Origin of the sequence: Chitinimonas taiwanensis DSM 18899, assembly GCF_900119825.1 — a bacterium.
Lineage (GTDB): Bacteria > Pseudomonadota > Gammaproteobacteria > Burkholderiales > Chitinimonadaceae > Chitinimonas > Chitinimonas taiwanensis.
Genome location: NZ_FPKR01000003.1, coordinates 244,286 through 268,941, shown reverse-complemented (window position 1 = coordinate 268,941; position 24,656 = coordinate 244,286). Strand labels below are relative to the sequence as shown.

The window sequence follows — 24,656 nt, the reverse complement described above, 5'->3', positions numbered from 1 at the left end:
GCTTGGCGATACGCGCCGGTCGCGCGAGAATACGTTCGTTCACCAGACCTCGTTTTCTGCCCATGGCGGCCACGCCCCCTGTTCAACGCAAGATCATCCATATCGACTGCGACTGCTTCTATGCCTCGGTCGAGATGCGTGACGACCCCAGCCTGCGCGATAAGCCGGTGGCGGTAGGTGGGCGGCCCGAGTCGCGCGGGGTAGTGGCCACCTGCAATTACGCGGCACGGGCCTTTGGGGTGCGCTCGGCCATGGCCTCCAGCCAGGCACTCAAGCGCTGCCCGACCCTGGTGCTGCTGCCGCCACGCTTCGAGGTGTATCGCGCCGTGTCGCGCCAGATTCATGCGATCTATGCCGATTACGCCACGCTGATCGAGCCCTTGTCGCTGGATGAGGCCTATCTGGATGTCAGCGCTTCGCCCCATCACCAGGGCAGCGCCAGCCGCATTGCCGCAGAAATCCGTGCGCGGATTGCGGCCGAGGTGGGCATTACCGCCTCGGCCGGCATTGCCGCGAATAAATTCATCGCCAAGGTGGCCAGCGACTGGAACAAGCCGAATGGCCAGTTCGTGGTGCGCCCGCGCGATGCCGACGCCTTCGTGGCCGCCCTGCCGGTGGGCAAGCTGTTCGGTGTGGGCAAGGTGACGGCGGCCAAGCTCAATGAGCTGGGTGCGCAGACCTGTGCCGACTTGCGCGACTGGCCGCTGGCGAAGCTGGTCCAGCATTTCGGCCGCTTCGGCCAGCGCCTGTTCGAGCTATGCCGCGGCATCGACGAGCGCCCGGTCAGCAACGATCAGCCGCGCCGTTCGCTGTCGGTGGAGACCACCTATGTGCGCGACCTGGCCGACCTGGCCGCCTGCTGGACCGAGCTGCAGGCGCTAATCGACGACCTGCACCAGCGCCAAGGCAAGGCGCGCGACGCGGGCCGACCGCACAAGGCCTTCGTCAAGCTGCGCTTCGACGATTTCAGCCATACCACGGTGGAATGCATCAGCAGCGCGCCCGATGCCAGCATCTGGCAGGCGCTGCTGCAGGAAGGCTGGCAACGTCGCCAGCGCCCGGTGCGTTTGCTGGGCGTGGGTTTTCGCTACGAGGACGAGGCGCCTGGCGCCGCGCGCCAGCTCAATCTGTTTGCACCAGAGCCTGGCGAGCCCTGACGCATCCGCTGCCTGCCTTAGCCTGGGCGGATTGACGCTGGCAGCGTGCTCGGCCTAGCCTTGGCCGCCCCGTTCACACTCCGCCCTAGCCACACCATGCTCACCAAGCGCTGCTTTGCCCCCGTCGTGAATGCCGACACCCGCCTGCTGATTCTCGGCAGCCTGCCGGGCGAGGCGTCCTTGCAGGCTGGGCGCTACTATGCGCATCCGCAAAACCAGTTCTGGCGCCTGCTGGGCGGGGTGCTCGGGCAGGAGCTGGCCGCCCTGCCCTATGCCGAGCGCCTGGCGCTGCTGCTCGCGCACGGCATCGGCCTATGGGATGTGGTGGCCGAGGCGCAGCGTAGCGGCAGCCTGGATAGCGATATCCGCGCCGTGCAGGGCAATGATCTGGCTGGCCTGCTGGCCGAGCTGCCGGCGCTGGGCGCGCTGGCCTTCAATGGCCAGAAGGCGGCCGCCATCGGCCTGCGCCAACTCGGCGCGCTGGCACCGCGTTACACGATTCATACCCTGCCCTCCTCCAGCCCCGCCCACACACTGGCGCTGAGCCAGAAGCTGGCTGTCTGGCAGGCCTTGCGCGCCAGCCTGAGCGCTGCCTAGATGCCATGCCCGAGCAGCGCGGCGCGGCGGGTCTGCCATTGCTCGCGCAGGTGTTCGGGGCGTGCATCCTGCAGGCAGAAGGTCTGCTCGGGGCAGGCGCACAGGCTGTAGTCGCGGCAGGCGGGCGCCGCGTGTACGACGGCAACGCGATGAAAATAGTGAGAGAGCGCTTGGAACATGCTGGCCTCCTGAGCCTGAGTGGGTAGCGCTACTCTAGGCTTGGGCCGCTGTGCCGGTTAGATGCAAGGTTCAGCGATCTGCATGGTGACAGAACAGGTTTTTCTGGCACTGTGCCTATCGATGTCGCGCCCTGCTGTGTCGATACCGCGCAGCGGCCGGCCCGTATCATGCGTCCAACACGGAGAGCCGCCATGCATGCAACAAACCGCTACCAGGCGCTGGCCGATGCGCTGAGCGCCCGCATCCGCAAGGGTATTCTGCAGCCGGGCGATCGGCTGCCCTCGGTGCGCCAGCTGTGCGAGCTGCACACCGCCAGCCCAGCCACCGTTACCCATGCACTGCACCTGCTGGAGGATGCCGGCCTGATCGAAGCCCGGCCACGGCTGGGCTTTTTCGTGCGCAGCGCGCTGCGCCAGTTTGCCCAGCCCGAGCAATGTGCGGAACCCGGCCTGCCGCAGCCGATTGCGCTGGCCGGCCACCGCAAGCTGGTCATCGAATTCGCCCATCAATGTGGTCAGACGCCACTGGGCATGTCGGCACTGGATGATGGGCTGGCGCCCACCCAGGCGCTGCGCAAGCTGCTGGTGCAGGCCTTGCAGCGCGACGAGCAGATTCTGCTGCGCGCGTCCTACGAGGGCGATGCACCGCTACGCGAGCAGATTGCGCGCCGCTCGCTGCTGCTGGGCTGCGATTTCCACCCGGACGAGATCGTGCTCACCCATGGTGATACCGAGGCGCTCGACCTGTGCCTGCGCGTGCTGACCCGGCCCGGCGATGTGGTGGCGATTGCCACGCCCGGCCCGCTGCGCACGCTGGAGATGCTGGAAGGGCATGGCCTGCAGGTACTCGAGATTCCTGCCCACCCATGCAACGGCCTGTCGCTCGATGCGCTCGACTTTGCGCTGCGCCATAACCGGGTGGCGGCCTGCATCGTGAATGTGAACTTCCCCAGCCCCACCGGCAGCCTGCTCAGCGATGCGGACAAGGCGCGCCTGGCCGAGCTGGCCCAGCGCTTGGGCGTGCCGCTGATCGAGGTCGATACCTTTGGTGAGCTCGCCCATAACGGCCAGCGCCCCAAGCCGGTCAAGGCCTGGGACCGGCACGACAATATTCTTTACTGCAGCGACTTCAGCGCGGTGATCAGCCCCGGTTTCAATGTCGGCTATATCGCCGCCGGCCGGCAGCGCCTGACCCTGGCAGCCAGCCGCACCGTACATGGCGAGCCGATTCCGGCCCTGATCCAGCACGCACTGAGCGGCATGCTGGCCAGCGGGCAGTTCGAACGCTCGCTACGCCGTCTGCGCAGCCAGCTGGCCGCGAATATGCAGGCCTACCGCCGCGCCGTGTATGCACACTTCCCGCCCGGCACGCGCGTGGCCTGCGGCGAGGGCGGCTTTCTGCTCTGGCTGGAACTGCCACGCGAGCTGGATGCCACTGAGCTGCAGCGCCGTGCGCGCTGCCAGGGACAGAGCTTCGCCCCAGGTGCGCTGTTCAGCCTGGGCAGCAGCTTCAATAACTGCCTGCGCCTGAATGCCGGCTTTGCGCTCACCGCGCAGATCGAGGAAGGCCTGCGCCTGATCGGCCGGCTCGCCTACAGCCTGCTCGACGAGCTGGCGGAAACAACCTGAGCCGCCTTCAACCGAGCCCGGCTAAGCACTGCACAAGGTGCGCAGATACTGGCCGGCGCAGAACAGATCACGCTCGATACCGCGCCGCACACCGGCCGCATCACGCCGTTGCAAGGCCTGCAGCACCTCGGCATGCGCATCGTTCATCTGCGCCCACACATGCGGGTCGCCATGCAGCTGGTTCGAGATCGGCCCCACCTGCAGCCATACCGTCTCGATCAGCTGCAGCAAGAGCGGGGAGCCGCTGGCCTGGTAGAGCACAAGGTGAAAGCGCTCGTTGGCATCCAGATAGGCCTTTACATCCTGGCCGGCAATCGCCACGGCCATCCGCTCACTCAAGTCAATCAGCTCGGCCCGCTCGGCCTCGCTGAGGTTCTGCGCGCCGCGCTCGGCCGCTTCGCCTTCCAGCAGCAGGCGGTTTTGCAGGATGTCGTTGAACTGGCTGCGGCTAAGACGTGGCACGGTTACGCCGCAGTTGGGTACGTTCTGTAGTGCCCCTTCGGCCGCCAGCCTCTGCAATGCGGAACGTACCGGCATTTCGCTCACGGCCAGCTCGGTCGCCAGCGCCTTGATCTTCAGCCGCTCACCGGGCAGGAATTTGCCCACCGACAGCCACTGCTTGATGGTCTGGTAGGTCTCGTCCTGCAAGGTCGCACTGCCGGTGGTCTTCATGGCGCTTCCACATGCCGTTAGGGATGGTGGGATGATACCGAACATTTGATCAAATGTTGACACTCATTCAAATGGCAATATATGATCAAATTCTAGCGTTAACTCGAAACTCAGGAGTTGCAAAACATGCGTAATTACTTGAGCGTATTCGACTTCCGGATTGAGCGTCACACCACCGATCGAACATCCGATCAAATCCAGTGCAGCGCAGGAGCACAACATGAACGAACGGCTCGTCCAGTTCCTCAAGGAACACCAGATTCACGAAGTGGAATGCGTTATTCCCGACATGACCGGCGTAGCGCGCGGCAAGATCGTTCCACGCAATCTGTTTCTGGCCGAGGACACCATGAAGATGTCCAAGGCCGCGCTGATGCTGACGGTAAACGGCGAATTCGCTGACTACGAACGCTTTGCCGGCGCCAACGATCCGGACATGGTCTGTGTGCCGGATGCCAACACCATCCGCATGGTGCCCTGGGCCATCGAGCAGGTCGCGGTCGTCATTCACGACTGCCAGGATTTCGATGGTCGCCATGTCGGCATTTCACCGCGCGCCGTGCTACGCAAGGTGCTCAAGCTTTACGAGAACAAGGGTTGGCGCCCGGTGGTGGCGCCCGAGATGGAGTTCTACCTGATTGCGCAGAACAGCAATCCGCATGAGCCACTACGCCCCCCGGTGGGTCGCGCTGGCCGTACTGAGGTGGGTCGGCAAAGCTTTTCCATCGACGCGGTGAATGATTTCGATCCCTTCTTTCAGGAACTGTCGACGTTCTGTGAAGCCGCCAATCTGGGCGTGGAGACCCTGATTCATGAAGTGGGCGCGGGCCAGATGGAGATCAACTTCTCCCATGGCGACGCTCTGGATCTGGCCGACCGGGTCTTCCTGTTCAAGCGCGCCGTACGCGAGACCGCCTACCGCCACAAGATTTTCGCCACCTTCATGGCCAAGCCCATGGAGAACGAACCCGGCAGCGCCATGCATATCCACCAGAGCATCGTGGACATCCAGAGCGGAGAGAACATCTTCTCCAATGCGGACGGCACTGCCTCGCAGCTGTTCTTCAGCCATATCGCCGGCATGCAGAAATATCTACCGCAGGCCATGCCCATGTTTGCCCCCTATGTGAACAGCTACCGTCGTCTGAGCCGCCACACCGCCGCCCCCATCAATGTGCGCTGGGGCTACGACAACCGTACCTGCGGCATTCGCATCCCGAACTCCGGGCCGGCGGCCCGCCGCCTAGAAAACCGGGTCCCCGGCGTGGACGTGAACCCCTATCTGGCCATGGCCGCCACCCTGGCCTGCGGCTACCTCGGCATGGTCGAAAAACTGCAGCCCTCCGAGCCGATGAGTGACAGCGCTTACAGCCTCGACTACGAGCTACCGCGCAGCCTGGAAGATGCGGTGGAGTTGATGCAAGCCTGCGAGGCATTGCAGGAAGTGCTGGGGACCGAGTTCGTGGAAGCCTTCTGCAATGTGAAGGAGAAGGAATTCGAGACCTTCAACCGCGGCATTACCGCCTGGGAACGCGAACACCTACAGCTGCATGTTTGAAGGAGGAAGACCATGACACACCGTCACGGATTGAACTGGGACAAGGCGCAGGCCGTACTGCAACGCGAACGCAGCGCTTTCGCCGCCAAGATGCCGCGCTCGCGCGACCTGTCGGCTCAGGCGGGCCAGCACCTGCTGTTCGGCGTGCCCATGCACTGGATGAATGACTGGTCCACGCCGTTTTCGCTCTATGTGGAAGCGGCCAAGGGCGCGCGCTTTCGCGATGTGGATGGGCATGAGTATGTGGACTTCTGCCTCGGCGATACCGGCGCCATGTTTGGTCATGCGCCCGAGCCGGTCGGCCGGGCGCTGGCGGCCCAGGCGCAGAAGGGCTTCACCACCATGCTGCCCTCCGAAGATGCGCCATGGGTAGCCAGCGAGCTGGCGCGTCGCTTCGGGCTGCCCTACTGGCAGTTCGCCATGACCGCCTCGGATGCCAACCGCTTCGTGATCCGCTGGGCGCGCGCCGCCACCGGGCGCAGCAAGGTGCTGATCTTCAACGGCTGCTATCACGGCACGGTGGACGATGTCTTCGTCGACCTGATCGATGGTGCGCCGGTGCAGCGCGACAGCCTGCTCGGCCAGGTCTACGACCTCAAGCAGTACACCAAGGTGGTGGAATTCAACGATCTGGCGGCGCTGGAAGCCGCCTTGCAGGACGGCGACGTGGCCTGCGTGCTGGCCGAGCCGGCGCTGACCAATATCGGCATGGTGCTGCCCGACCCGGGCTACTGGGAGGCCGCCCAGGCGCTGATCCGCCGCCATGGCAGCCAATTGGCCATCGACGAGACCCATACCATCAGCACCGGTGTGGGCGGCTATACGCGGGCTTTTGGCCTGCAGCCCGACATCTTCGTGATCGGTAAGCCGATCGGCGGTGGCGTGCCCTGTGCGGCCTATGGTTTCAGCGCCGAGCTGGCGCAGCGCGTGCAGGCAGCCAAGCGGAGTGCACCACCCGGCCACTCCGGCATCGGCACCACGCTGACCGCCAATATGCTGAGCATGGCTGCCATGCGCGCCAATCTGGCCGAGGTGATGACCGAGGCCGCCTATGCGCATATGTTTCAGCTGGCCGAGCGCCTGGCCAGCGGCCTGCGTGAAGTGATTGCGCGCTATCAGCTGCCCTGGTGCGTGACCCAGGTCGGTGCTCGCACCGAGTTCCAGTTCTGCACCACGCCGCCGCGCAATGGCAGCGAGGCTGCGCAGATTCTGGATAGCGAGTTGGAGCAGATCATCCATCTTTACCTGCTCAACCGTGGCCAGCTAATCACGCCCTTCCACAATATGATCCTGGTCTGCCCGGACACCACGGCGACCGATGTGTACAAGCTGATCAGCTGCTTCGCCGACTTCGTGGCCGAAACCGTGGCCTAAGCACGACAGAGCCACAAGCAACGGCCGGGCCTTGCCCGGCCGTTTTCATGCCAGCTACCCAAGGCTGCACCGGTACCACCCGGCCAGCAAGGGGCTGTTAGCCGTGCTTACTGCGCCAGCCGTATCAGCAAGCCCAGCAGTGCGCAGGCGCCCAGCACCTCGATCACCCCGCGCTTGAAGCCAAACAGGGCCACGGCTGCGCCGAAGGCGATCAAGGCCGAGGGCGCATCAAATTGGCCGGCAAAACCCTGCGGCCAGAACAGGTGGTAGGCAAAGAACAGCGCGAGATTGAGGATGACACCGACCACGGCGGCACTGATGGCGGTGAGCGGCGCGCTGAAGCCAAGCTTGCCATGGGTGCTTTCCACCAGTGGACCACCGAGCAGGATAAACAGGAAGGACGGCAGGAAGGTGAACCAGCACACCAGGCAGGCCGCCAGCGCACCGGCCAGGAAGAGCGCGTCCGGCCCAAGCAGCGCCTGCTGGTAGCCGCCCAGGAAGGCAACGAAAGCCACCACCATGATCAGCGGGCCGGGGGTGGCCTCGCCCAGCGCCAGTCCATCCATCATCTGCCCAGCGCTCAGCCAGCCATAGTGACCGACCGCCCCCTGGAACACATAGGGCAGCACCGCATAGGCGCCGCCGAAGGTCAGCAGCGCCGCCTTGGTAAAGAGCCAGCCCATCTGGGTGTAAGCATGCTGCCAACCGAGCTGCAGGGTGAGCCAGGCCATGGGCAGGCACCACAGCGCCGCCCCGATCGCCATCAGCCAGGCCAGCCGCCCCCAGCGAAACCGGGTATGCGCGGGGCGCGGGCCGTGGTCATCGATCAGCGCCGCACCATAGTCATGCCGGGCCGGGCCATGTCCCGCCGCGGCGGCAAACACCGTCGGCGCATAGCGCCCGCCCAGATAGCCAATAAGGCCGGCCGCCAGCACGATGAGCGGGAAAGGCAGATGGAGCACAAAGATAGCCAGGAAGGCCGCGCCGGCAATCGCCCACAGCCAGCGATGCCGGAGCACCCGCCCGCCGATGCGGTGCGCGGCCTGCAGCACGATAGCGGTGACGGCCGGTTTAATGCCGAAGAACAGGCCGGCCAGCAGCGGCAGATCACCCCAGGCCACATACAGCCAGGACAGCACGATCAGGATCAGCAGCGAGGGCAGGACGAACAGCGCACCGGCCACAACGCCGCCCCAGCTGCGATGCATGAGCCAGCCGATATAGGTGGCCAGCTGCTGGGCCTCGGGGCCGGGCAGCAGCATGCAATAGTTGAGCGCATGCAGGAAACGGCGTTCAGAAATCCAGCGCCGCCGCTCGACCAACTCGGCATGCATGATGGCGATCTGGCCGGCCGGGCCGCCGAAGCTGATGAAACCGAGCTTGAGCCAGAATAGAAATGCCTGCCAGAAGCTGACCGGGGCTGGGGCCTGGGTGAGGTTTTGCTCAGCGATGGGTGCGGACATGGGAAGCAGAAGAAAGAGGACGGGATGCGGGCCGCTTGACCTTGATCAAAGTGAGCGAGGCGCGACAGGCGTGTAATGGGCTCAAGCACTTAACCCTCTGGAGGCTACCATGAACGTCGCGCTGACCGACCTGTTTACCACCGATATCGGCATCCTCAGCCTGATCACCATCGGCTTCATCATCGGCATGGCCAGCTATCTGGCCTGGTATGTGCGCCAGCATGTGTTGAGCGCCGAGGCCGAGCAAAAGCGCAAGCAGTAAGCAGTAAGCGCCCCGGCTAGCTGCTACCCGGCCACAGGCCGGGTTTGTTTTTTGGGGAGCGCCAATGCCTTAAGACGGGTCCTGCGGCGGCGTATCGTCATCATGCAGGATGCGATGGCCAGGGCCTTCCAGATCATCGAACTGGCCATCACGGCCGGCCCACCAGAACAGCACGCCGATAATGCCCGCGATCAACACGGAGAGCGGGATCAAGAGATAGAGACTTTCCATGCGCGCTATTCTCGCTGTTTTTGCACTTGGCGGCTTGGCCCGGCCAGGCGAATCGCATTGAGCACCACCAGCAGCGAGCTGCCCGCCATACCCAGGCTGGCCAGCCACGGCGTGACCCAGCCGACCAGGGCCAGCGGCAGGGCCACCAGGTTGTAGCCAAGAGCCCAGAGCAGGTTCTGGCGGATGATGCGCTGGGTCTGGGCCGCCACGCGCCAGCCCTCGGCCAGCACGGCCAGATTACCCACCAGCACCAGATCGCCGGCCGCCTGCGCGGCCTCCGCCCCGCCACCGACCGCCACCGACACATCGGCCGCCGCCAGCACCGGCGCGTCATTGATGCCATCCCCAACCATCAGCACGCGGCGCCCCTCGGCCTGCAGCGCCTGCACATAGGCGAGCTTGTCGGCCGGCAGCGCCGCCGCGCGCAGCTCGGCGATACCGAGCTGCTGGGCCACTGCCTGCACCGGCCCGAGCGCATCGCCGCTCAATACATGGGTGCGCAGGCCGGGCAAGGCGGCCAGCAGGGCTTGCGCATCCGGCTTGATCTGGTCGCCCAGGGCAAACGCCCCCAGCCAGGCCTGTTCGCTGGCCAGGCAGACCACGGTGTGCTCGGCCTGCCAATCGGCCAGAGCGGCGGGCTGCGGCGCGGCACAGAACTCGGCCACGAAATCCGGCCGACCCAGGCGCAGGCACTGACCGCCTACCGCGGCCTCCACCCCGCCGCCCGGGTAGTTGCGGTAGTCGCTGACCGCGAGCTCGGCCGGCGCGCTGGCCGTGCGCAGTGCCAGGGCAATCGGGTGCTCGGACGCCGCCTCCAGCAAGGCGGCCAGTGCCTGCAGTTCGGTCTCCCGCTGCGTGTCAAAGGCCAGTGTCGCCAACAGGCGCGGTTGGCCAAAGGTCAGCGTACCGGTTTTGTCGAACACCACATCGCTGACCTTGGCCAGGGTCTCCAGCGCATGGCCGCGCGTAACCAGCAGGCCAGCGCGCGCCAGGCGGCCGGTGGCGGCCGTCAGCGCGGCCGGGGTGGCCAGCGATAGCGCGCAGGGGCAGGAGATCACCAGCACCGCCACGGTAATCGGCAGCGCATGGGCCGGATCGTGCCAGTGCCAGAACAGATAGGCGGCGGCGGCCACCAGCAAGAGGGCCAGCACGAACCAGCCGGCAATGCGGTCGGCCAGCTGGGCCAGGGCCGGTTTCTCGGCCAGCGCCTGGTCGAGCAGGCGCACGATGGCAGCAAGGCGGGTTTCCTGACCAAGGTGGCTCACACGCACGATCAGTGGCGCATCCAGATTGATCGCCCCGCCAATCACCGCATCCCCCACCGTCTTGACCACCGGGCGTGCTTCGCCGGTCAGCAGCGCCTCGTCGGCACTGCCCTGCCCTTCCAGCACCTCGGCATCGGCCGGATACGGCTCGCCTGGTTTGACCAACAGAATATCGGCCAGCTTCAGGCTGGCCACCGGGGTCTCCTGGCTTTGCCGGCTGGCCGGGTAGTTGTCGAGACGGTGCGCGAATGCAGGAATCAGCTTGACCAGCGACTCGGCCGCCGCGCCGGCCTTGCGGCGCGCCATGCCTTCCAGATAGCGCCCGCCTAGCAAAAGGAAGACGAACATGGATACCGAGTCGAAATACACCTCGCCCCGCCCGGTCATCGTCGCGAGGCAACTGGCCAGAAAGGCCGCCCAGACGCCGATCACCACCGGTGCATCCATGCCCACGCGCCGCCGGCGTAGATCGCGCCAGAAGCCCTGGTGGAAGGTCTGGCAGGCATACAGCACCACCGGCAGGGTCAGCAGCAGGCTGCCCCAATTGAGTAGGCCCAGCCAGGTCGCACTGATCTCGCCCGGCTCGGCCACATAAACCGGGTAGGCGAGCATCATCACCTGCATCATGGACAGACCGGCGACCCACAGCCGGGTCAGCGCACGGCGGCGCTCCTGCTGGTGCAGCGCATCCTGGCGCTCGGCATCGTAAGGGTGGGCGCGGTAGCCGATGGCGGCCACCGCGGCAAGGATCTGCGACAGCTGCACGCGGCGGTTGTCCCAGCGCACGCGCGCGCGATGACTGGTGTAGTTGATGCTGACCGCCAGCACGCCGGGCAAGCGGCCGATCTGGCGTTCATTGAGCCAGATGCAGGCCGCGCAGCTGATGCCTTCCAGTATCAGTGCCGCTTCGCGTACCTCGCCCGGCTCGGCTTTCACGAAGCTGGCCTGCAACTCGGGCGCGTCATACAGCTGCATCTGCTGCAGCAACTCGTCGGGCAGGGGCGCAGCGCGCTCGGCCGGCTTGTCGCGCTGGGTGTAGTAGCTGTCCAGCCCAGCGGCCAGAATGGTTTGCGCCACGGCTTGGCAGCCGGCACAGCAGGTGGCTTGCACTTGCTGACGGTAGCTGACGGGGTAACGGGGCGGGTCGAGATCGGCCGGTGCGACCTTTTCGCCACAGTGAAAACAGGATTGCGCAGACATGGCGCGCATTCTACCGCTCACCGGTGGGCCGACCGGGCCTATCATTGCACTATCTGATGCGAATCAACTGGAACACCCGATGGAATTCGAACGCGTCACCACGGCCGACCTGGTAGCAGGCGACCGGGTTCTCTGGCACCTGCATGACGAAGCCGGCAAGGTGCTGATCCCCAAGGGCAAGATCATCACCAATGAAGCGCTGCTGGCCCGCCTGATCAATATGGGCCTGTATGCCGACAAGCAGGAATTGCTGAAAAGCCGCCAGGAATGGCGCGAGGCACGCTCACGCGAGCTGCAGAAAGACCATAAGCCCGAATCGACCGTCGGTGTGCTGATGAGTGCGCGGCGCAAGCTCGACGCCATGGTGACCCAGCTCGACCGCAGCGTGCATGGCCGCTGGTTGAGCAGCAAGGTCGGCGAGCTGGCCGATGCCGTAGTGGTGGCCTGCGAGAGTGATGCGGATGTGGCGATTGCCATGATCCTGCTGCGCCAGGAGGGCAAGTATGCGATCCGCCATATGGTCAATGCGGCCATCGTCAGCGCGCTGGTGTGCCGTTCGCTGGAAAAGCCCGCCGCCGAGACGCGCTCCATCGTCTGTGCCGCGCTGACCATGAACCTGGGCATGATCGAATTCCAGGACCAGCTCAAGGAGCAGACCACCCCGCTAACCTCATCGCAGCGCGGTCGCCTCGAGCGCCACCCGATGATGAGCGCCGATATGCTACGCGAAGCCGGTGTGGATGATCCGATCTGGCTGGCCGCGGTCGAGCAGCATCATGAATGTCTGGATGGCAGCGGCTATCCGGGCGGGCTCTGGGAAGAACAGATCAGCGAGGGCGCACGCATCGTGGCGCTGGCCGACCTGTTCTGCGCACGCGTCACGCCGCGCTCCTACCGCCCGGCGGTGGCGTCGAATGTGGCCTTGAAGGGCATTCTGCTCGAACGCGGCAAGACGGTGGACCAGAACCTGGCAGCCCACTTCATCAAGACCCTGGGCATCTTCCCACCCGGCATGCTGGTCAGGCTGGCCAATGGCGAAATCGGCGTGGTGGCGCGCGCGGGCAGCAAGGTCAGCACGCCGCAGGTGAAGAGCATTCTCAGTGCCGATGGCCACAAGCTGTCGCTGGCGATTGCACGCGATACTGGCATCGACCAGTTCGCCATCAAGGAAACTGTCGACCCCAAGCAGCTGTCGGCCTATGTGAATATGGAAGCGATCTGGGGCGGGCGCGCTGCCTACCGCGGCTAAGTGCCGTCGGCGCGCTTGGCCACGTAGTCGCCGCGAAAGCGCGCCACCAGCAGCTCGCCGCAGTACAGCGCCACCTGCAGCGTCAGCCGGGCCAGGCCACGCCGCGCAAACAGGCGGCAGAAGCGTTCGCTGTCTTCGGCAGTTAAAGGCAGCACGCAGGCGCAAAAGTCCGCCTCGGCGGGTAGCAGGTACTCGGTCTCGCCACGCTGGATGACGATCTCCACCCCCTCGCCCAAGCCGGCCTGATCGAGCTGGCGCTGGGTTTCCACCCAACCAGCCAAGGTTGCCAGCGTGGCCAAGCTGCCACCAAAGCCCGTGCCCTTATCATTCCGGTTCGGTGCCAGCGGCACGGTCAGCGCCAGCCGCCCATCGGGCTGTGCCTGCACGCGGACCTGCATGGCTTGCGCAAGCGGAATGCTTGCGTGCAGCAGGGTTTGCCAGTCTTTCTGCATGCTGAATTCCCAAATGCAAAGAGCGTGCTATGCGCACGCCCTTTTAACTTGCCGACTTACTTGCTGACCGTGTAACGCGGTGGCAGCAGCAAGGCTGGCACCTCGCGCACCACTTCGCGGCCATGGTGGAAGCGATGCACGCTGCCGGCCACGCGACCGCCCAGAGCGGCGTCGTGATTGCGGCGACGACCTTCCACCAGCGGGGTTTCCACCTGCTCGATTACGCGGCGGCCGCTTTCGCGGTGTGCACGTGGCTCGCGCGATTCACGCGGCTCATAGGATTCACGGTATTCGCGCGGGGCGGTTGGCGCTGCGCTGCTGCCATTGCTGCGCTCGCGCGGGCGGCCAAACTCCATCTGACCAGGCACTTCGCTGATTTCCAGCGGCTTATTGGTCAGCTTGCGCACCAGCACCAGCGATTTGTCCTCTTCCGGGCTGACCAGGGAGATGGCAATCCCTAAGGCGCCGGCACGACCCGTACGACCAATGCGGTGCACATAGTCTTCCGGATTGGTGGGCATCTCGAAGTTGACCACGAAGGGCAGCTCCGACACATCGAGGCCGCGCGCCGCGACATCGGTGGCCACCAGCACGCGCAAGGTACCTTCCTTGAAGGCAGCCAGCGTCTCGAGGCGCGACTGCTGGGTGCGGTCACCATGGATCGCTTCGCAGTTGAAGCCATCGCGCTTGAGTTCACGCGCCAGACGGTCGGCCATCAATTTGGTGCGGGTGAACACGATCACCTGCTGCATATCGTGATGGCGGATCAGGTGGGCGAGCACGCGGCGCTTATTGCCGGCTTCGGCGCTATGGATATGCTGCTCGACCGATTCATTGGTGGCATTGCGGCGCGCCACCTCGATCGTCTCGGGCGAGCGCATGAAATCCTCGGCCAGCTTCTTGATCTCGGGCGCAAAGGTGGCCGAGAACAGCAGGGTCTGGCGATGCGCGGGCAGGAGGCTGAGAATCTTGCGGATATCGAGGATGAAGCCCATGTCCAGCATGCGGTCGGCTTCGTCCAGGATCAGCATCTCCACCTGGGACAGATTGATGGTCTTGCCCTGCACATGGTCCAAGAGGCGGCCCGGCGTGGCGACCACGATTTCCGAGCCACGACGCAGCGACTCGGTCTGTGGCTTCATGTCCACGCCGCCGAACACGGCCGTGGCGCGGATGGGCAGGTATTTGCTATAGGTGACCACGCTGTCGAACACCTGATCGCACAGCTCGCGCGTCGGGGTCAGGATCAGCGCGCGTACCGGGTGGCGCGCCGGTGAGGCGCTGGTATTCGCATAGGGTTGCAGCTTGTGCAGCAGCGGCAGGGTAAAGGCCGCCGTCTTGCCGGTGCCGGTTTGGGCACCCGCGAGCACGTCGCGGCCGGACAGGACAACAGGAATGGCGCGGGCTTGCACCGGCGTAGGTTCGGTGTAGCCGGAATCGAGCACGGCGCGCAGAATCTCGGCATGCAAGCCGAGGCTGTCAAATGACATGCGGGTGAATCTCCAAGACAAAAACGGGCCTGACGCCCGTGAGGTTCGCACTATACGCGGGAAGACTGATACTGCAAATCTAAGCCGCGAATTCCAAAGGATTTTCCGCGTAAAAACAGCAGCACCGCCCCGCTCCGGATAGAATGCGCGCTTTGCGCCCTCCCCCATTCGCCCACCATGTTTACCGCTGCCCCCCAACACCTGTTCACCGTCCGCGACCTGCTGCGCTTCGCCGTGTCGCGCTTTAGCGAGGCCAAGCTCTTCTTCGGCCATGGCAATGGCAGTGCCTGGGACGAGGCAGCTTATCTGGTCCTGCACAGCCTGCACCTGCCGCTGCAACAGCTGGAACCCTTCCTCGATGCGCGCCTGCTGCCCGAGGAGATTGCGCGCACGCTGGCACTGATCGAAGCTCGCGTTACCACGCGCAAGCCAGCCGCCTACCTGACCCAGGAAGCCTGGCTCGGGCCATATCGCTTCTATGTGGATGAGCGGGTGATCGTGCCGCGCTCGTTTATCGCCGAACTGCTGCCTACGGCGCTGGAGCCATGGATCGAGTACCCGGAGCTCGTGCACCGCGCGCTCGATCTGTGCACGGGTTCGGGTTGCCTGGCCATCCTGCTGGCCGAGCACTATCCGGATGCCGAGGTCGATGCAGTCGATCTGTCCGAGGATGCGCTGGCCGTGGCCGCCATCAATGTGTGTGACTATGGGCTTGAGCAACGCGTGCGCCTGCTGCCTTCCGATCTGTTCGGCGCGGTCGAGGGCGAAAGCTATGACCTGATCATCTCCAATCCACCCTATGTGGACGCCCCCTCGGTTGCCGCCCTGCCGCAGGAATATCTGCACGAGCCCGAACTCGCGCTGGGCAGCGGCGAAGATGGCCTCGACATCACCCGCATCATCATTGAGACGGCCAGCCAGTACCTGAATCCGCATGGCGTGCTGGTGGTGGAGATCGGCCATAACCGCGCCGTACTGGAGCCACAGTACCCGGAGCTGGAATTCACCTGGCTGGACACCAGCTCGGGCGATGGCTTCGTCTTTCTGCTGACCCGCGAGCAGCTGCTGGAAGCCGGCTTCTAAGCTCCGGCAGGTAGCAGCTAGTAAAAACGGCCGCATCGCGGCCGTTTTTTTGCTAACAATCCAGCTCAGGCTTTGCCGCCCAGGCCGCTAAAACAGGCCTGCCACTGTAGTTCGACCACCTCGGCATCGCTATAGCCGCCGGTAGCCTTGAGTACAGCCAGCACTGGGTCGCAGGCGCGGGCAAACAGGTTGTACAGGATCAGCTGCGGCGGCAGCGCGGCATTCAAGCTGCCCTTCTCCTGCGCCAACACAATCCACTCGCCCATGCAGTCGCTGAGCTTGAACACCCGCTGCAGATAGGCCTCGTTGCGTGACAAGGTTGCCACCAGCGAGGAGTTCGCATGTGGCAGCGAAGGCATGGTGCCCGCGAGCTGGCTAAACATGGCCCAGTGCGCGACCGCCTTCAGCTTGTCCACCTCATCCTGCTCGGCCGGCAGGCTCGCGCACAGCGCCAGCACCTCATCCAGCATGCGCGCCATGGCCGCGGCAGCCAGGTCTTCCTTGGACGGGAAATGCCGGTACAGGCTGGCCTTGGCGATACCGGCTTCGGCGGCGACATCATCCACCGTCATGGCTTCGAAGCCCTTGCTGGCCAGCAGCGTATTCACCGCGCTGAGGATGGCATCCTCACGGGCAATCTGCATTTTCTGACGAAAGGTGGTGGCTTCCATGCGCGTCTATTCTCCATCGCTGACGGCCCTGCTGGACTGACAATCCGCATTCTAGCCGCTTCAGTCTCGTTTTGAAACTTGACAGTCCAAATGATACTAACTAGTCTCACATCGAAACCGATCAGTTCAGATGTGCTGTCACAGCCCTAACACTGATCGCCGACCGATCTGCTAAATGGAGCGCATCATGACCTGGGCCCTGGTAGTTGTAGATGGATTGCAATGGCAAGGCGTGTCTGCTGTCGGGCAGGCTGCGCGGGTGAGCGAACGTATTCAGGCGCTGGTACGTGGCTTCAGTGAAGCGGGCGAGAGAGTGTTCCATGTGGAGAACGCGCTGGAGCGCGCCGACCTGAGCGCTTCACCCGGCAAGGGCCAGCAGGTGCTGCGCCGCTATGGCACCGACGCCTTCGCCGGCTCGGGCCTGGCGCGCCAGCTGCGCGAGGCGGGCGTACACAGCATCGTCCTATGCGGCACCGGTACCGATAGCGCCATTGATGCCACCGCCAAGCGCGCCCTGGCCAATGGCTTTGACCTGATCCTGGCCAGTGACGCCCACCTGGCTTTCGACCGTGGCGCCTTGCGCGCCGAGAGCATTGTCGAGCATTACAACAGCGTGCTGGCCGAGCTGGTCACCCCAGGCCAGGTCATCGAAGTCCTGCCCACGGCCGAACTGCTGGCAGTACTACGCGACGAACCGGCCATGCCGGCGGCCGTGGGCTGGTAGCGCGTCACACACAAGAAAAAAGGGGCCGCAAGGCCCCTTTTGCATGGATGAAGCGAATGAAGCGACGGCTGGCTAGTGCCCTGCGAAGTCGCACACAGTGAACAGAGGAATGCCCTGCGCCTGTACAAGCTGGGAACCACCGAGCTCAGGCAGATCGACAATCGCCGCCGCCTCGATCACCTCGCCACCCAGCTTACGGATCAGCTTGGCAGCGGCAATCATGGTGCCGCCCGTGGCGACCAGATCGTCGATCAGCAGCACGCGCTGCCCGGCGTGAATCGCATCCGAGTGCAGTTCGACGGTCGCCGAGCCGTACTCGAGCTCGTATTCCTCCGCCACCGTGGTAAAGGGCAGCTTGCCCTTCTTGCGTACCGGCACAAAGCCACGATTCAGCTCATAGGCAATCACCGAACCGAGGATGAAGCCGCGCGCATCGACACCGGCCACCACATCGATCTGTTGGTCCATATAGCGGTGTACGAACAGATCGACCAGCACACGGAAGGTCTTTGGGTCCTGCAGCAGCGGGGTGATATCGCGGAACTGCACACCAGCCAGCGGCCAGTCGGGCACGGTACGGATGCGGTCGCGGATATAGGAAACAGGGTCGAGCAGCATAAGAAGGTCTCTGGAAATAAAACGCGCGAGCGCCGCGGCTGCGGCACTCGCGCCAGCTGGATCAGCTTAGGCTCAGAACAGCGCGAATTTCAGAATCCACAGCCCGGCGATCACGATCACCGCTGGCGAGATGTCCTTGTGGCGCCCAGCCAGCAGCTTCAGGCCCGCATAGCTGATAAAGCCAAACGCAATGCCGTCGGCAATCGAAAAGGTGAAGGGCATGGCCACCGCGGTGATGACAGCCGGTGCCGACTCGGTCAGGTCGTCCCAGTTGATCTCGGCCAGGCCGCGCGCCATCAGCACCGCCACGTAGCACAGGGCCGGCGCGGTCGCATAAGCCGGCACGGCGCCAGCCAGCGGCGACAGGAACAGTGCGGCCAGGAAGAGCAACGCCACCACCACGGCGGTCAGGCCGGTGCGGCCGCCCACGGCGGTGCCAGCGGCCGATTCCACATAGGCGGTGCAGCTGGAGGTGCCAAGCGCAGCGCCGGCCACGATGGCGGTCGAATCGGCCATCAGCGCCTTCTTCAGACGCGGCAGCTTGCCCTCACTATCCAGCAGGCCGGCACGGTGCGAAACGCCCACCAGGGTGCCGGTGGTATCGAACAGATCAACAAAGAAGAACACGAACACCACGCCCAACAGGCCGGCGGTCAGCGCGCCTTCCAGGTCCATCTGCATAAAGGTCGGTTCGATGCTGGGCGGCATGGAGAACACGCCATTGAACTGCTGATAGCCGAGCAGGATGGCCAGCACGGTCACCACCAGCACGCCGATGATCACGCCACCGGTGACCTTGCGGTACTCGAGCGCCAGGATCAGCAGGAAGCCGAAGATGGCCAGCAGCACCTTGGGGTCATGGACATTGCCCAGGGTGACCAGGGTGGCCGGATGGGCCACCACGATGCCGGCGTTCTTCAGCGCAATGATGGCCAGGAACAGGCCCACACCGGCCGAGATGGCCAGCTTGAGCGAGTGCGGAATCGCATTCACGATGGCCTCACGCACCTTGAACAGGCTGACCACCATGAAGATCACGCCAGACAGGAAGACGGCGCCTAGCGCCACCTGCCAGCTCACGCCCATGCCCTTGACCACGCTGAAGGTGAAATAGGCATTCAGACCCATGCCGGGCGCCAGTGCAATCGGGTAGTTGGCCACCAGGCCCATCACCGCCGAACCAAGCGCCGCAGCGATACAGGTCGCCACGAATACCGCTTTGAAGTCCATACCCGTCTCGGACAGGATGGCCGGGTTGACGAAGATGATGTAGGCCATCGTAAGGAAGGTGGTAAAGCCGGCCAGCACCTCTGTCTTCACATTGGTGCCGTGCTCACGCAGCTTGAACAGCGTTTCGAGCATGGATGGATCCCCTGAGCGTTATGAAATAAAAGAAATCGGCAAAACTGCTGTGTTATGGCTGGCCGCTCTGCGGCCCGCAAGTCAGGGCTGGCGCAGCGCGCTCACCAGACCGTCGGCCGCATCCTCAATCAGGTCGAGCACACGTTCGAAGCCGGCGTCACCGCCGTAATAGGGGTCGGGCACCTCGCCTTGCGGGTCGAGCCGACCATAGCTGAGCAAGAGCTTGAGCTTATGCTGCTGCTCGGGCGGGCATTTGTCCTTCAGCACGGCCAGATTGTGCTGGTCCATGGCCAGGATCAGATCGAAGCGCTGGAAGTCATCCGCCTTCACCTGGCGCGCGCGCTGGCGCGACAAATCATAACCACGCCGCAGTGCATGCTTTTGCGAGCGTCGATCGGGCGCCTCACCCGCGTGGTAACCATGGGTGCCGGCCGAATCAATGAGCAGCTCGAGCCCGGCCACGGCCGCCCGCTCGCGGAATACGCCTTCGGCTGTGGGCGAACGACAGATATTGCCCATACAGACGAACAACACGCTTTTCCCCTTGCTGCTCAATTGCTTACTCCCGGCTGACAACCCTCGAAGGGGCCGAACTTTAGCACTTCGGCGCGCGTCGGCATAGCCAGCCAAGCAAGCGCTCTGGGCCGGCACGGGCAAACAAAAAGCCACCGCGTGGGTGGCTTTCTGTTTTGCCTCGCGGCCGAGCTTACTTGCTGCCCAGCAGGCCCTTCTTCAGATCGCTGCTGGCGGGCTTGCCACCCAGCCAGATCTTGAGGAGGGCACGGGCGAAATCATCGCCGGCGATCACATCCTTGACCTGGCCGCGCACAGTGATCTGGGTGCCCTTGCCCGGGATGAAATCCAGCGCAATCACATCGCCCTTCTTCACTTCCTTCACCGACTGGAAGATCGCATTCATTTCCTGGATACGCGGCTTGAAGCCGGCGAATTCCGCGCTGCTGGTATTGTCCTCCAGGCCGTCGATAAACGAGGAATGCAGGTCTTCCGCAGCCACATCACGCAGCATGCTGATCTGCATGCGACGCGGCGTGGTGGCACTGATCACGGCATTCGCATCAGCCGTCTTCTGCGCGGTGTACAGCGCGCCGACATAGACCTTGGCGATGCCGAACTTCACCCGCACGCCGCCGCCATTGAGCTGCAGATCGCTACCGCCGACCTTCAGATTGTCCTCCAGCTTGACGCCGCCAATTTCGGCAGCACCGACGACCATGCTGGCCGTCATCAGTAGTAGGGCTACTGCTTTTTTCATTCTGTCTCTCCGTCTCTGGGTTCGCAGCCGGGGCCGCCTGAAATCTGTTCGCATCATAGCCGAAGCAAGCGCTCGGCAAAAAGGCCGGCGGGCAAAGCTGCCCAACCGGCCTTCAGGATGCGACAAGCTTGCTTTACAGCGACTGAATGATGCCGGCGGCACCCATACCGGTACCGATACACATGGTCACCATGCCGTACTTGCCTTGCTGGCCGTGACGGCGCATGCCGTGCACCAGGGTCGCGGTACGGATCGCACCGGTGGCACCCAACGGGTGGCCGAGAGCAATCGCACCACCTAGCGGGTTGACCTTGCTGGTATCGAGGCCCAGATCGCGGATCACCGCCAGAGCCTGTGCGGCGAAGGCTTCGTTCAGTTCCATCCAGCTGATGTCGTCCTGCTTGAGGCCCGCCACCTTGAGCGCGGCCGGAATCGCTTCCTTGGGGCCAATACCCATGATTTCCGGCGGCACGCCCTTGACGGCGAAGCCAACATAGCGGGCCAGCGGCACCAGGTTGAATTGCTTGAGGATCTTCTCGGACACGATGACCACGGCAGCAGCGCCGTCCGACATCTGCGAGGAGTTACCAGCAGTCACCGAGCCCTTGGCCGCAAACACGGTCTTCAGCTTGGCCAGACCTTCCATGCTGGTGCCGGCGCGCGGACCTTCGTCGGTGGTCAGGATCTTCTTGATGATCTCAACTTCACCGGTGGACAGGTTAGGGTTGCGGTAGATCGCCTCGATCGGGCTGATTTCCTGGGTGAACTCGCCGCCTTCGATGGCTGCAATCGCACGACGGTTGGATTCGACCGCGAAGGCGTCCTGATCTTCACGCGACACACCCCACTGCTGGGCAACCTTCTCCGCGGTCAGACCCATGCCGTAGGCGATGCCGACATTCTCGTCCTTGGCGAAGATTTCCGGGTTCAGGGAAACCTTATTACCCATCATCGGCACCAGCGACATCGACTCAGCGCCACCGGCGATCACCACATCGGCCTCACCCATACGGATGCGGTCGGCGGCGATCTGCACGGCATTGATACCGGACGAGCAGTAGCGGTTGATGGTCAGGCCGCCGGTGGTGTGTGGCAGACCGGCCAAGAGGGCCGAGATACGGGCCATATTCAGGCCTTGTTCGGCTTCCGGGAAGGCACAGCCGGCAATCACATCTTCCACCAAAGCCGGATCCAGCGTCGGCACTTGGGCCATTGCTTCACGGATGGTGTGGGCCAGCATGTCATCCGGGCGGATGAAACGCATCATGCCGCGCGGGGCCTTGCCTACCGGCGTACGGGTCGCCGCAACAATGTAGGCTTCTTGAACTTGCTTGGTCATTTCAATTCTCCTGTTTCCGGGCCACGCCCGGACTACACAGCCAGAAATTCAGTCTTAGTGTCGACGCACCGAGCGAACGGTGCGCTATCGAGCGCCAGCGAGGCTCCCTCGCGGCGGCGAGGGCGGGGGAGTCGGGTTGAAACAGGGTAACTAAGCCCTGACCACCCTGCCCCGCCGCCTCAGCCCCGGCTTTGCCGGGGCCTTCGCTCACCGCTAAAGCCACGCTGCACGCCTTAGTGACAGGCTTAGTTACGCAGCGGCTTGTTGTTCTGCAGCATGTAGGCGATACGTTCCTGGGTCTTCTCGTTCTTGAGCAGGGACAGGAAGCCCTTGCGCTCGAGGTCGAGAATCCACTGTTCGTCCACCAGGGTTCCGGCTTCCACATCGCCACCGGTGATGATGTCGGCGATCAGCGCGCCGATATGGTAGTCGTGCTTGGAGATGAAGCCGCCTTCCATCATATTGACCAGCGAACCCTTGATCGATGCGGCACCGGCGCGACCGGCCACGGCAAAGCCCTTGACCTTGAGCGGGGCACGGTAGCCCGACTCGGCCAGGGCCAGTGCTTGTTGCTTGGCCACGTAGAGCAGTTCGTACTGGTTGAACACGATCACGTCCGAGTCACGGAAGAAGCCGATCTGCTTGGCTTCTTCAGCGCTCTTGGCCACATTGGCGGTGGCGATGGACATATAGCGGTCCTTGAGCGCGGCGAACACATCACCACGCGCCTCTTGCGCAGCGCGCAGGGCGAATTCCTTGGTGCCGCCGGCGCCAGGCAAGAGGCCCACGCCCACTTCGACCAGGCCGACATAGCTTTCCAGGTGAGCAACCACGCGGTCGGCATGCAGGCAGACTTCGCAGCCGCCACCGAACACATAACCCTTGGTTGCGGCCACTACCGGGATCTGGCTGTAGCGCAGGCGCATGGTCATGGCCTGGAAGTCGCTCAGCATCTTCTCGATGCTGGCCCAGTCGCCGGCCATGAAGGCGGGCAGCATGGACGACAGATCGGCACCAACCGAGAACGGTTCTTCCGGCGCCCAGATCACCAGGCCCTTGAACTTGGCTTCAGCGATATCGATGGACTTGTTGATGCCTTCCAGCACGGCCGGGCCGATGGCATGGGCCTTGGACAGGAAGGTCACCACCAGCACGCCGTCGCCCGAGGTCCAGGCGCGCACGCCTTCGTTCTCGAATACGGTCTCGCCGTACACCGGGGCAGCTTCACCGACCAACTGGGCCGGGAAGAGCTGACGTTGGTAGATGTCGAGCGTGGAGCGCGGCACCAGCGCGTTCTTGCTGGCGCTGAACGAGCCTTCCGGCTGGTGCACGCCTTCGCGTTCGAACACCCAGGCCGGCAGCGGCGCGTTCACCATGGTCTTGCCGGCATCGATATCGGCCTTGATCCATTCGGCAACCTGCTTCCAGCCAGCGGCCTGCCAGGTTTCGAACGGACCTTCGTTCCAGCCGAAACCCCAGCGGATGGCCAGGTCGACATCGCGGGCATTGTCGGCCACGGTGTCGAGGTGGAAAGCGATGTAGTGGAACACATCACGGAAGCAGGCCCACAGGAACTGGGCTTCCGGATTGGCGGATTCCTTGAGCTTGAGGAGACGCTTGCCCGGATCCTTGATCTTCATCAGTTCCTTGACCGCGTCGTCGCCCTTCTGATTGGCTTCCACATAGGTACCAGCGGCCGGATCGAGCACCAGCTTGGTCTTGCCTTCACGCTTGTAGATACCAACCTTGCTCTTGGCGCCCAGGGCGCCGGCTTCGATCAGCTTCTGCAGCCAGACCGGGCTTTGGAACAGCGCATGCCACGGGTCGTTCGGCAGGGTGTCCTGCATGGTCTTCACCACATGGGCGAAGGTGTCGAGGCCGACCACGTCAGCGGTACGGAAGGTGGCCGACTTCGGACGACCGAGGCGCGGGCCGGTCAGGTCGTCGACAATGTCGAAGCGGATACCGAACTTCTCGGCGTTGTGGATGGCGGCCAGCATCGAGTACACACCGATGCGGTTGGCGACGAAGTTCGGGGTGTCCTTGGCGCGGATCACGCCCTTGCCCAGCGTGGTGGCCAGGAAGCCTTCCAGCTGGTCGAGCATGGCGGCGTCAGAAGTCACGCAGGGGATGATTTCCACCAGATGCATATAGCGCGGCGGATTGAAGAAGTGGATGCCGCAGAAGCGCGCGCGCATCGATTCCGGCGTACCTTCAGCCAGCTTATTGATCGACAGGCCCGAGGTATTGGTGGCGAAAATGGTGTTGGCGCCCAGATGCGGGGCGACCTTTTCGTACAGGCCCAGCTTCCAGTCCATGCGCTCGGCAATCGCCTCGATGACCAGGTCGCAATCCTTGAGCAGATGCAGGTGCTCATCGTAGTTGGCCGGGGTAATGAAATCAGCACGGGCCTTGGAGGCCAGCGGAGCCGGGTTCTGCTTCTTCAGCGCTTCGATGGCTTTCAGCGCGATACCGCTCTTGGGGCCTTCCTTGGCCGGCAGATCAAACAGAATGGCTTCCACATTGGCGTTGGCAAGGTGGGCAGCAATCTGCGCACCCATCACGCCGGCGCCGAGTACGGCTACCTTGCGGACGATGAATTTGGATTGGGACATGGTGTTCCTCGATGTAGGGAGTCGATCGGGGGCTCGCAAAATTCAACCACGAGAAAATCAGTGTAGACACTAATGCAAACGTTCGTTTTATTCAAGCGCTTGCTCGATACGCTGATCACATTGTGCCATTGAATTTTCCCAGCTTGGCATTACCGTCTGTTTTTCAACACAAAAAGCAAAAAAGCCAGCGCGG

23 protein-coding genes are annotated in these 24,656 nt (G+C 63.8%); 9 read left to right on the top strand and 14 right to left on the bottom strand.

The window, feature by feature from the left end; translation table 11 throughout:
- The first annotated feature begins 62 nt into the window (after window positions 1–62).
- Both dinB and BT173_RS05050 read left to right on the top strand, forming a co-directional pair.
- Window positions 63–1,157, top strand: a complete 1,095-nt coding sequence (gene dinB, locus BT173_RS05055) for a DNA polymerase IV (RefSeq protein WP_072427534.1) — start codon at window positions 63–65, stop codon at window positions 1,155–1,157.
- A 96-nt stretch (window positions 1,158–1,253) separates the two neighbouring features.
- Window positions 1,254–1,754, top strand: coding sequence for a DNA-deoxyinosine glycosylase (locus tag BT173_RS05050; RefSeq protein WP_072427533.1), 501 nt, complete (start codon window positions 1,254–1,256; stop codon window positions 1,752–1,754).
- Here BT173_RS05050 and BT173_RS05045 read toward each other — a convergent pair.
- Window positions 1,751–1,933: a hypothetical protein gene (locus BT173_RS05045; RefSeq protein WP_072427532.1), complete on the bottom strand. Its 183-nt coding sequence runs from the start codon at window positions 1,931–1,933 to the stop codon at window positions 1,751–1,753. The genes BT173_RS05050 and BT173_RS05045 overlap by 4 nt on opposite strands.
- A 192-nt stretch (window positions 1,934–2,125) precedes the next feature.
- Here BT173_RS05045 and BT173_RS05040 point away from each other — a divergent pair, with 192 nt between their 5' ends.
- The gene (locus BT173_RS05040; protein WP_072427531.1) at window positions 2,126–3,562 is read left to right on the top strand and encodes an aminotransferase-like domain-containing protein; all 1,437 of its coding nucleotides are present in this window, start codon (window positions 2,126–2,128) and stop codon (window positions 3,560–3,562) included.
- A gap of 21 nt (window positions 3,563–3,583) precedes the next feature.
- On the opposite strand, the gene BT173_RS05035 is transcribed toward BT173_RS05040, so the two are convergent.
- A complete protein-coding gene (locus tag BT173_RS05035; RefSeq protein WP_072427530.1) occupies window positions 3,584–4,234 on the bottom strand; it encodes a GntR family transcriptional regulator in 651 nt (216 codons plus the stop codon).
- A 220-nt stretch (window positions 4,235–4,454) separates the two neighbouring features.
- Between BT173_RS05035 and BT173_RS05030 the strand changes: the two genes are divergently transcribed.
- Window positions 4,455–5,792 (top strand): glutamine synthetase family protein, encoded by a 1,338-nt coding sequence (locus BT173_RS05030; protein WP_072427529.1) that lies wholly within the window; start codon window positions 4,455–4,457, stop codon window positions 5,790–5,792.
- Window positions 5,793–5,804: 12 nt separating this feature from the next.
- Window positions 5,805–7,166, top strand: coding sequence for an aspartate aminotransferase family protein (locus BT173_RS05025; protein WP_072427528.1), 1,362 nt, complete (start codon window positions 5,805–5,807; stop codon window positions 7,164–7,166).
- Between the two features lie 107 nt (window positions 7,167–7,273).
- On the opposite strand, the gene chrA is transcribed toward BT173_RS05025, so the two are convergent.
- On the bottom strand, window positions 7,274–8,629 hold the full coding sequence (gene chrA, locus BT173_RS05020; protein ID WP_072427527.1) for a chromate efflux transporter: 1,356 nt from the start codon (window positions 8,627–8,629) through the stop codon (window positions 7,274–7,276).
- A 109-nt stretch (window positions 8,630–8,738) separates the two neighbouring features.
- Between chrA and BT173_RS05015 the strand changes: the two genes are divergently transcribed.
- Entirely contained in the window at window positions 8,739–8,891 is a 153-nt protein-coding gene (locus BT173_RS05015; RefSeq protein ID WP_072427526.1) for a DUF3149 domain-containing protein, read from the top strand.
- Between the two features lie 69 nt (window positions 8,892–8,960).
- Here the strand turns inward: BT173_RS05015 and ccoS are convergent, their stop codons facing one another.
- The gene (ccoS, locus tag BT173_RS05010) at window positions 8,961–9,122 is read right to left on the bottom strand and encodes a cbb3-type cytochrome oxidase assembly protein CcoS (protein WP_072427525.1); all 162 of its coding nucleotides are present in this window, start codon (window positions 9,120–9,122) and stop codon (window positions 8,961–8,963) included.
- Between the two features lie 5 nt (window positions 9,123–9,127).
- Window positions 9,128–11,587, bottom strand: a complete 2,460-nt coding sequence (locus BT173_RS05005) for a heavy metal translocating P-type ATPase (RefSeq protein ID WP_072427623.1) — start codon at window positions 11,585–11,587, stop codon at window positions 9,128–9,130.
- A gap of 79 nt (window positions 11,588–11,666) precedes the next feature.
- Between BT173_RS05005 and BT173_RS05000 the strand changes: the two genes are divergently transcribed.
- Entirely contained in the window at window positions 11,667–12,836 is a 1,170-nt protein-coding gene (locus BT173_RS05000) for an HD-GYP domain-containing protein (protein ID WP_175545554.1), read from the top strand.
- Here BT173_RS05000 and BT173_RS04995 read toward each other — a convergent pair.
- Both BT173_RS04995 and BT173_RS04990 read right to left on the bottom strand, forming a co-directional pair.
- Complete coding sequence (locus tag BT173_RS04995; RefSeq protein WP_072427523.1) at window positions 12,833–13,288, bottom strand: YiiD C-terminal domain-containing protein; 456 nt, start codon at window positions 13,286–13,288, stop codon at window positions 12,833–12,835. The genes BT173_RS05000 and BT173_RS04995 overlap by 4 nt on opposite strands.
- Window positions 13,289–13,344: 56 nt before the next feature.
- A complete protein-coding gene (locus BT173_RS04990) occupies window positions 13,345–14,778 on the bottom strand; it encodes a DEAD/DEAH box helicase (RefSeq protein ID WP_072427522.1) in 1,434 nt (477 codons plus the stop codon).
- 177 nt (window positions 14,779–14,955) lie between these two features.
- Between BT173_RS04990 and prmB the strand changes: the two genes are divergently transcribed.
- Window positions 14,956–15,861, top strand: coding sequence for a 50S ribosomal protein L3 N(5)-glutamine methyltransferase (gene prmB, locus BT173_RS04985; RefSeq protein ID WP_072427521.1), 906 nt, complete (start codon window positions 14,956–14,958; stop codon window positions 15,859–15,861).
- A 65-nt stretch (window positions 15,862–15,926) separates the two neighbouring features.
- Here the strand turns inward: prmB and BT173_RS04980 are convergent, their stop codons facing one another.
- A complete protein-coding gene (locus BT173_RS04980; RefSeq protein WP_072427520.1) occupies window positions 15,927–16,532 on the bottom strand; it encodes a TetR/AcrR family transcriptional regulator in 606 nt (201 codons plus the stop codon).
- Window positions 16,533–16,719: 187 nt separating this feature from the next.
- Between BT173_RS04980 and BT173_RS04975 the strand changes: the two genes are divergently transcribed.
- Window positions 16,720–17,256 carry an isochorismatase family protein gene (locus tag BT173_RS04975; protein WP_072427519.1) on the top strand — a complete coding sequence of 179 codons (537 nt, stop codon included), beginning with the start codon at window positions 16,720–16,722 and terminating at the stop codon, window positions 17,254–17,256.
- Between the two features lie 72 nt (window positions 17,257–17,328).
- Here BT173_RS04975 and BT173_RS04970 read toward each other — a convergent pair whose 3' ends face one another.
- From BT173_RS04970 to BT173_RS04945, 6 genes are all read right to left on the bottom strand, one after another.
- A complete protein-coding gene (locus tag BT173_RS04970) occupies window positions 17,329–17,874 on the bottom strand; it encodes an adenine phosphoribosyltransferase (protein WP_072427518.1) in 546 nt (181 codons plus the stop codon).
- A 72-nt stretch (window positions 17,875–17,946) separates the two neighbouring features.
- A complete protein-coding gene (locus BT173_RS04965) occupies window positions 17,947–19,236 on the bottom strand; it encodes an NCS2 family permease (protein ID WP_072427517.1) in 1,290 nt (429 codons plus the stop codon).
- 81 nt (window positions 19,237–19,317) lie between these two features.
- On the bottom strand, window positions 19,318–19,770 hold the full coding sequence (locus tag BT173_RS04960; protein WP_281247341.1) for a low molecular weight protein-tyrosine-phosphatase: 453 nt from the start codon (window positions 19,768–19,770) through the stop codon (window positions 19,318–19,320).
- Between the two features lie 172 nt (window positions 19,771–19,942).
- A complete protein-coding gene (locus tag BT173_RS04955; RefSeq protein ID WP_072427515.1) occupies window positions 19,943–20,509 on the bottom strand; it encodes a chalcone isomerase family protein in 567 nt (188 codons plus the stop codon).
- 133 nt (window positions 20,510–20,642) lie between these two features.
- Entirely contained in the window at window positions 20,643–21,848 is a 1,206-nt protein-coding gene (locus tag BT173_RS04950; protein WP_072427514.1) for an acetyl-CoA C-acyltransferase, read from the bottom strand.
- Between the two features lie 245 nt (window positions 21,849–22,093).
- Window positions 22,094–24,463, bottom strand: a complete 2,370-nt coding sequence (locus tag BT173_RS04945) for a 3-hydroxyacyl-CoA dehydrogenase/enoyl-CoA hydratase family protein (protein WP_072427513.1) — start codon at window positions 24,461–24,463, stop codon at window positions 22,094–22,096.
- Between the last annotated feature and the right edge of the window lie 193 nt (window positions 24,464–24,656).

Excerpts from the sequence above, each read along its gene's own strand:
- BT173_RS04945 (WP_072427513.1), bottom strand. The coding sequence starts at position 24,463 with ATGTCCCAATCCAAATTCATCGTCCGCAAGGTAGCCGTACTCGGCGCC.
- BT173_RS04975 (WP_072427519.1), top strand. The coding sequence starts at position 16,720 with ATGACCTGGGCCCTGGTAGTTGTAGATGGATTGCAATGGCAAGGCGTG.
- BT173_RS05030 (WP_072427529.1), top strand. The coding sequence starts at position 4,455 with ATGAACGAACGGCTCGTCCAGTTCCTCAAGGAACACCAGATTCACGAA.
- BT173_RS05025 (WP_072427528.1), top strand. The coding sequence starts at position 5,805 with ATGACACACCGTCACGGATTGAACTGGGACAAGGCGCAGGCCGTACTG.
- BT173_RS05050 (WP_072427533.1), top strand. The coding sequence starts at position 1,254 with ATGCTCACCAAGCGCTGCTTTGCCCCCGTCGTGAATGCCGACACCCGC.
- BT173_RS04990 (WP_072427522.1), bottom strand. The coding sequence starts at position 14,778 with ATGTCATTTGACAGCCTCGGCTTGCATGCCGAGATTCTGCGCGCCGTG.
- BT173_RS04965 (WP_072427517.1), bottom strand. The coding sequence starts at position 19,236 with ATGCTCGAAACGCTGTTCAAGCTGCGTGAGCACGGCACCAATGTGAAG.
- BT173_RS04980 (WP_072427520.1), bottom strand. The coding sequence starts at position 16,532 with ATGGAAGCCACCACCTTTCGTCAGAAAATGCAGATTGCCCGTGAGGAT.
- ccoS (WP_072427525.1), bottom strand. The coding sequence starts at position 9,122 with ATGGAAAGTCTCTATCTCTTGATCCCGCTCTCCGTGTTGATCGCGGGC.
- BT173_RS04995 (WP_072427523.1), bottom strand. The coding sequence starts at position 13,288 with ATGCAGAAAGACTGGCAAACCCTGCTGCACGCAAGCATTCCGCTTGCG.
- BT173_RS04970 (WP_072427518.1), bottom strand. The coding sequence starts at position 17,874 with ATGCTGCTCGACCCTGTTTCCTATATCCGCGACCGCATCCGTACCGTG.
- BT173_RS05000 (WP_175545554.1), top strand. The coding sequence starts at position 11,667 with ATGGAATTCGAACGCGTCACCACGGCCGACCTGGTAGCAGGCGACCGG.
- BT173_RS04950 (WP_072427514.1), bottom strand. The coding sequence starts at position 21,848 with ATGACCAAGCAAGTTCAAGAAGCCTACATTGTTGCGGCGACCCGTACG.
- BT173_RS04955 (WP_072427515.1), bottom strand. The coding sequence starts at position 20,509 with ATGAAAAAAGCAGTAGCCCTACTACTGATGACGGCCAGCATGGTCGTC.
- prmB (WP_072427521.1), top strand. The coding sequence starts at position 14,956 with ATGTTTACCGCTGCCCCCCAACACCTGTTCACCGTCCGCGACCTGCTG.
- chrA (WP_072427527.1), bottom strand. The coding sequence starts at position 8,629 with ATGTCCGCACCCATCGCTGAGCAAAACCTCACCCAGGCCCCAGCCCCG.
- dinB (WP_072427534.1), top strand. The coding sequence starts at position 63 with ATGGCGGCCACGCCCCCTGTTCAACGCAAGATCATCCATATCGACTGC.
- BT173_RS05045 (WP_072427532.1), bottom strand. The coding sequence starts at position 1,933 with ATGTTCCAAGCGCTCTCTCACTATTTTCATCGCGTTGCCGTCGTACAC.
- BT173_RS05005 (WP_072427623.1), bottom strand. The coding sequence starts at position 11,587 with ATGTCTGCGCAATCCTGTTTTCACTGTGGCGAAAAGGTCGCACCGGCC.
- BT173_RS05015 (WP_072427526.1), top strand. The coding sequence starts at position 8,739 with ATGAACGTCGCGCTGACCGACCTGTTTACCACCGATATCGGCATCCTC.
- BT173_RS05035 (WP_072427530.1), bottom strand. The coding sequence starts at position 4,234 with ATGAAGACCACCGGCAGTGCGACCTTGCAGGACGAGACCTACCAGACC.
- BT173_RS05040 (WP_072427531.1), top strand. The coding sequence starts at position 2,126 with ATGCATGCAACAAACCGCTACCAGGCGCTGGCCGATGCGCTGAGCGCC.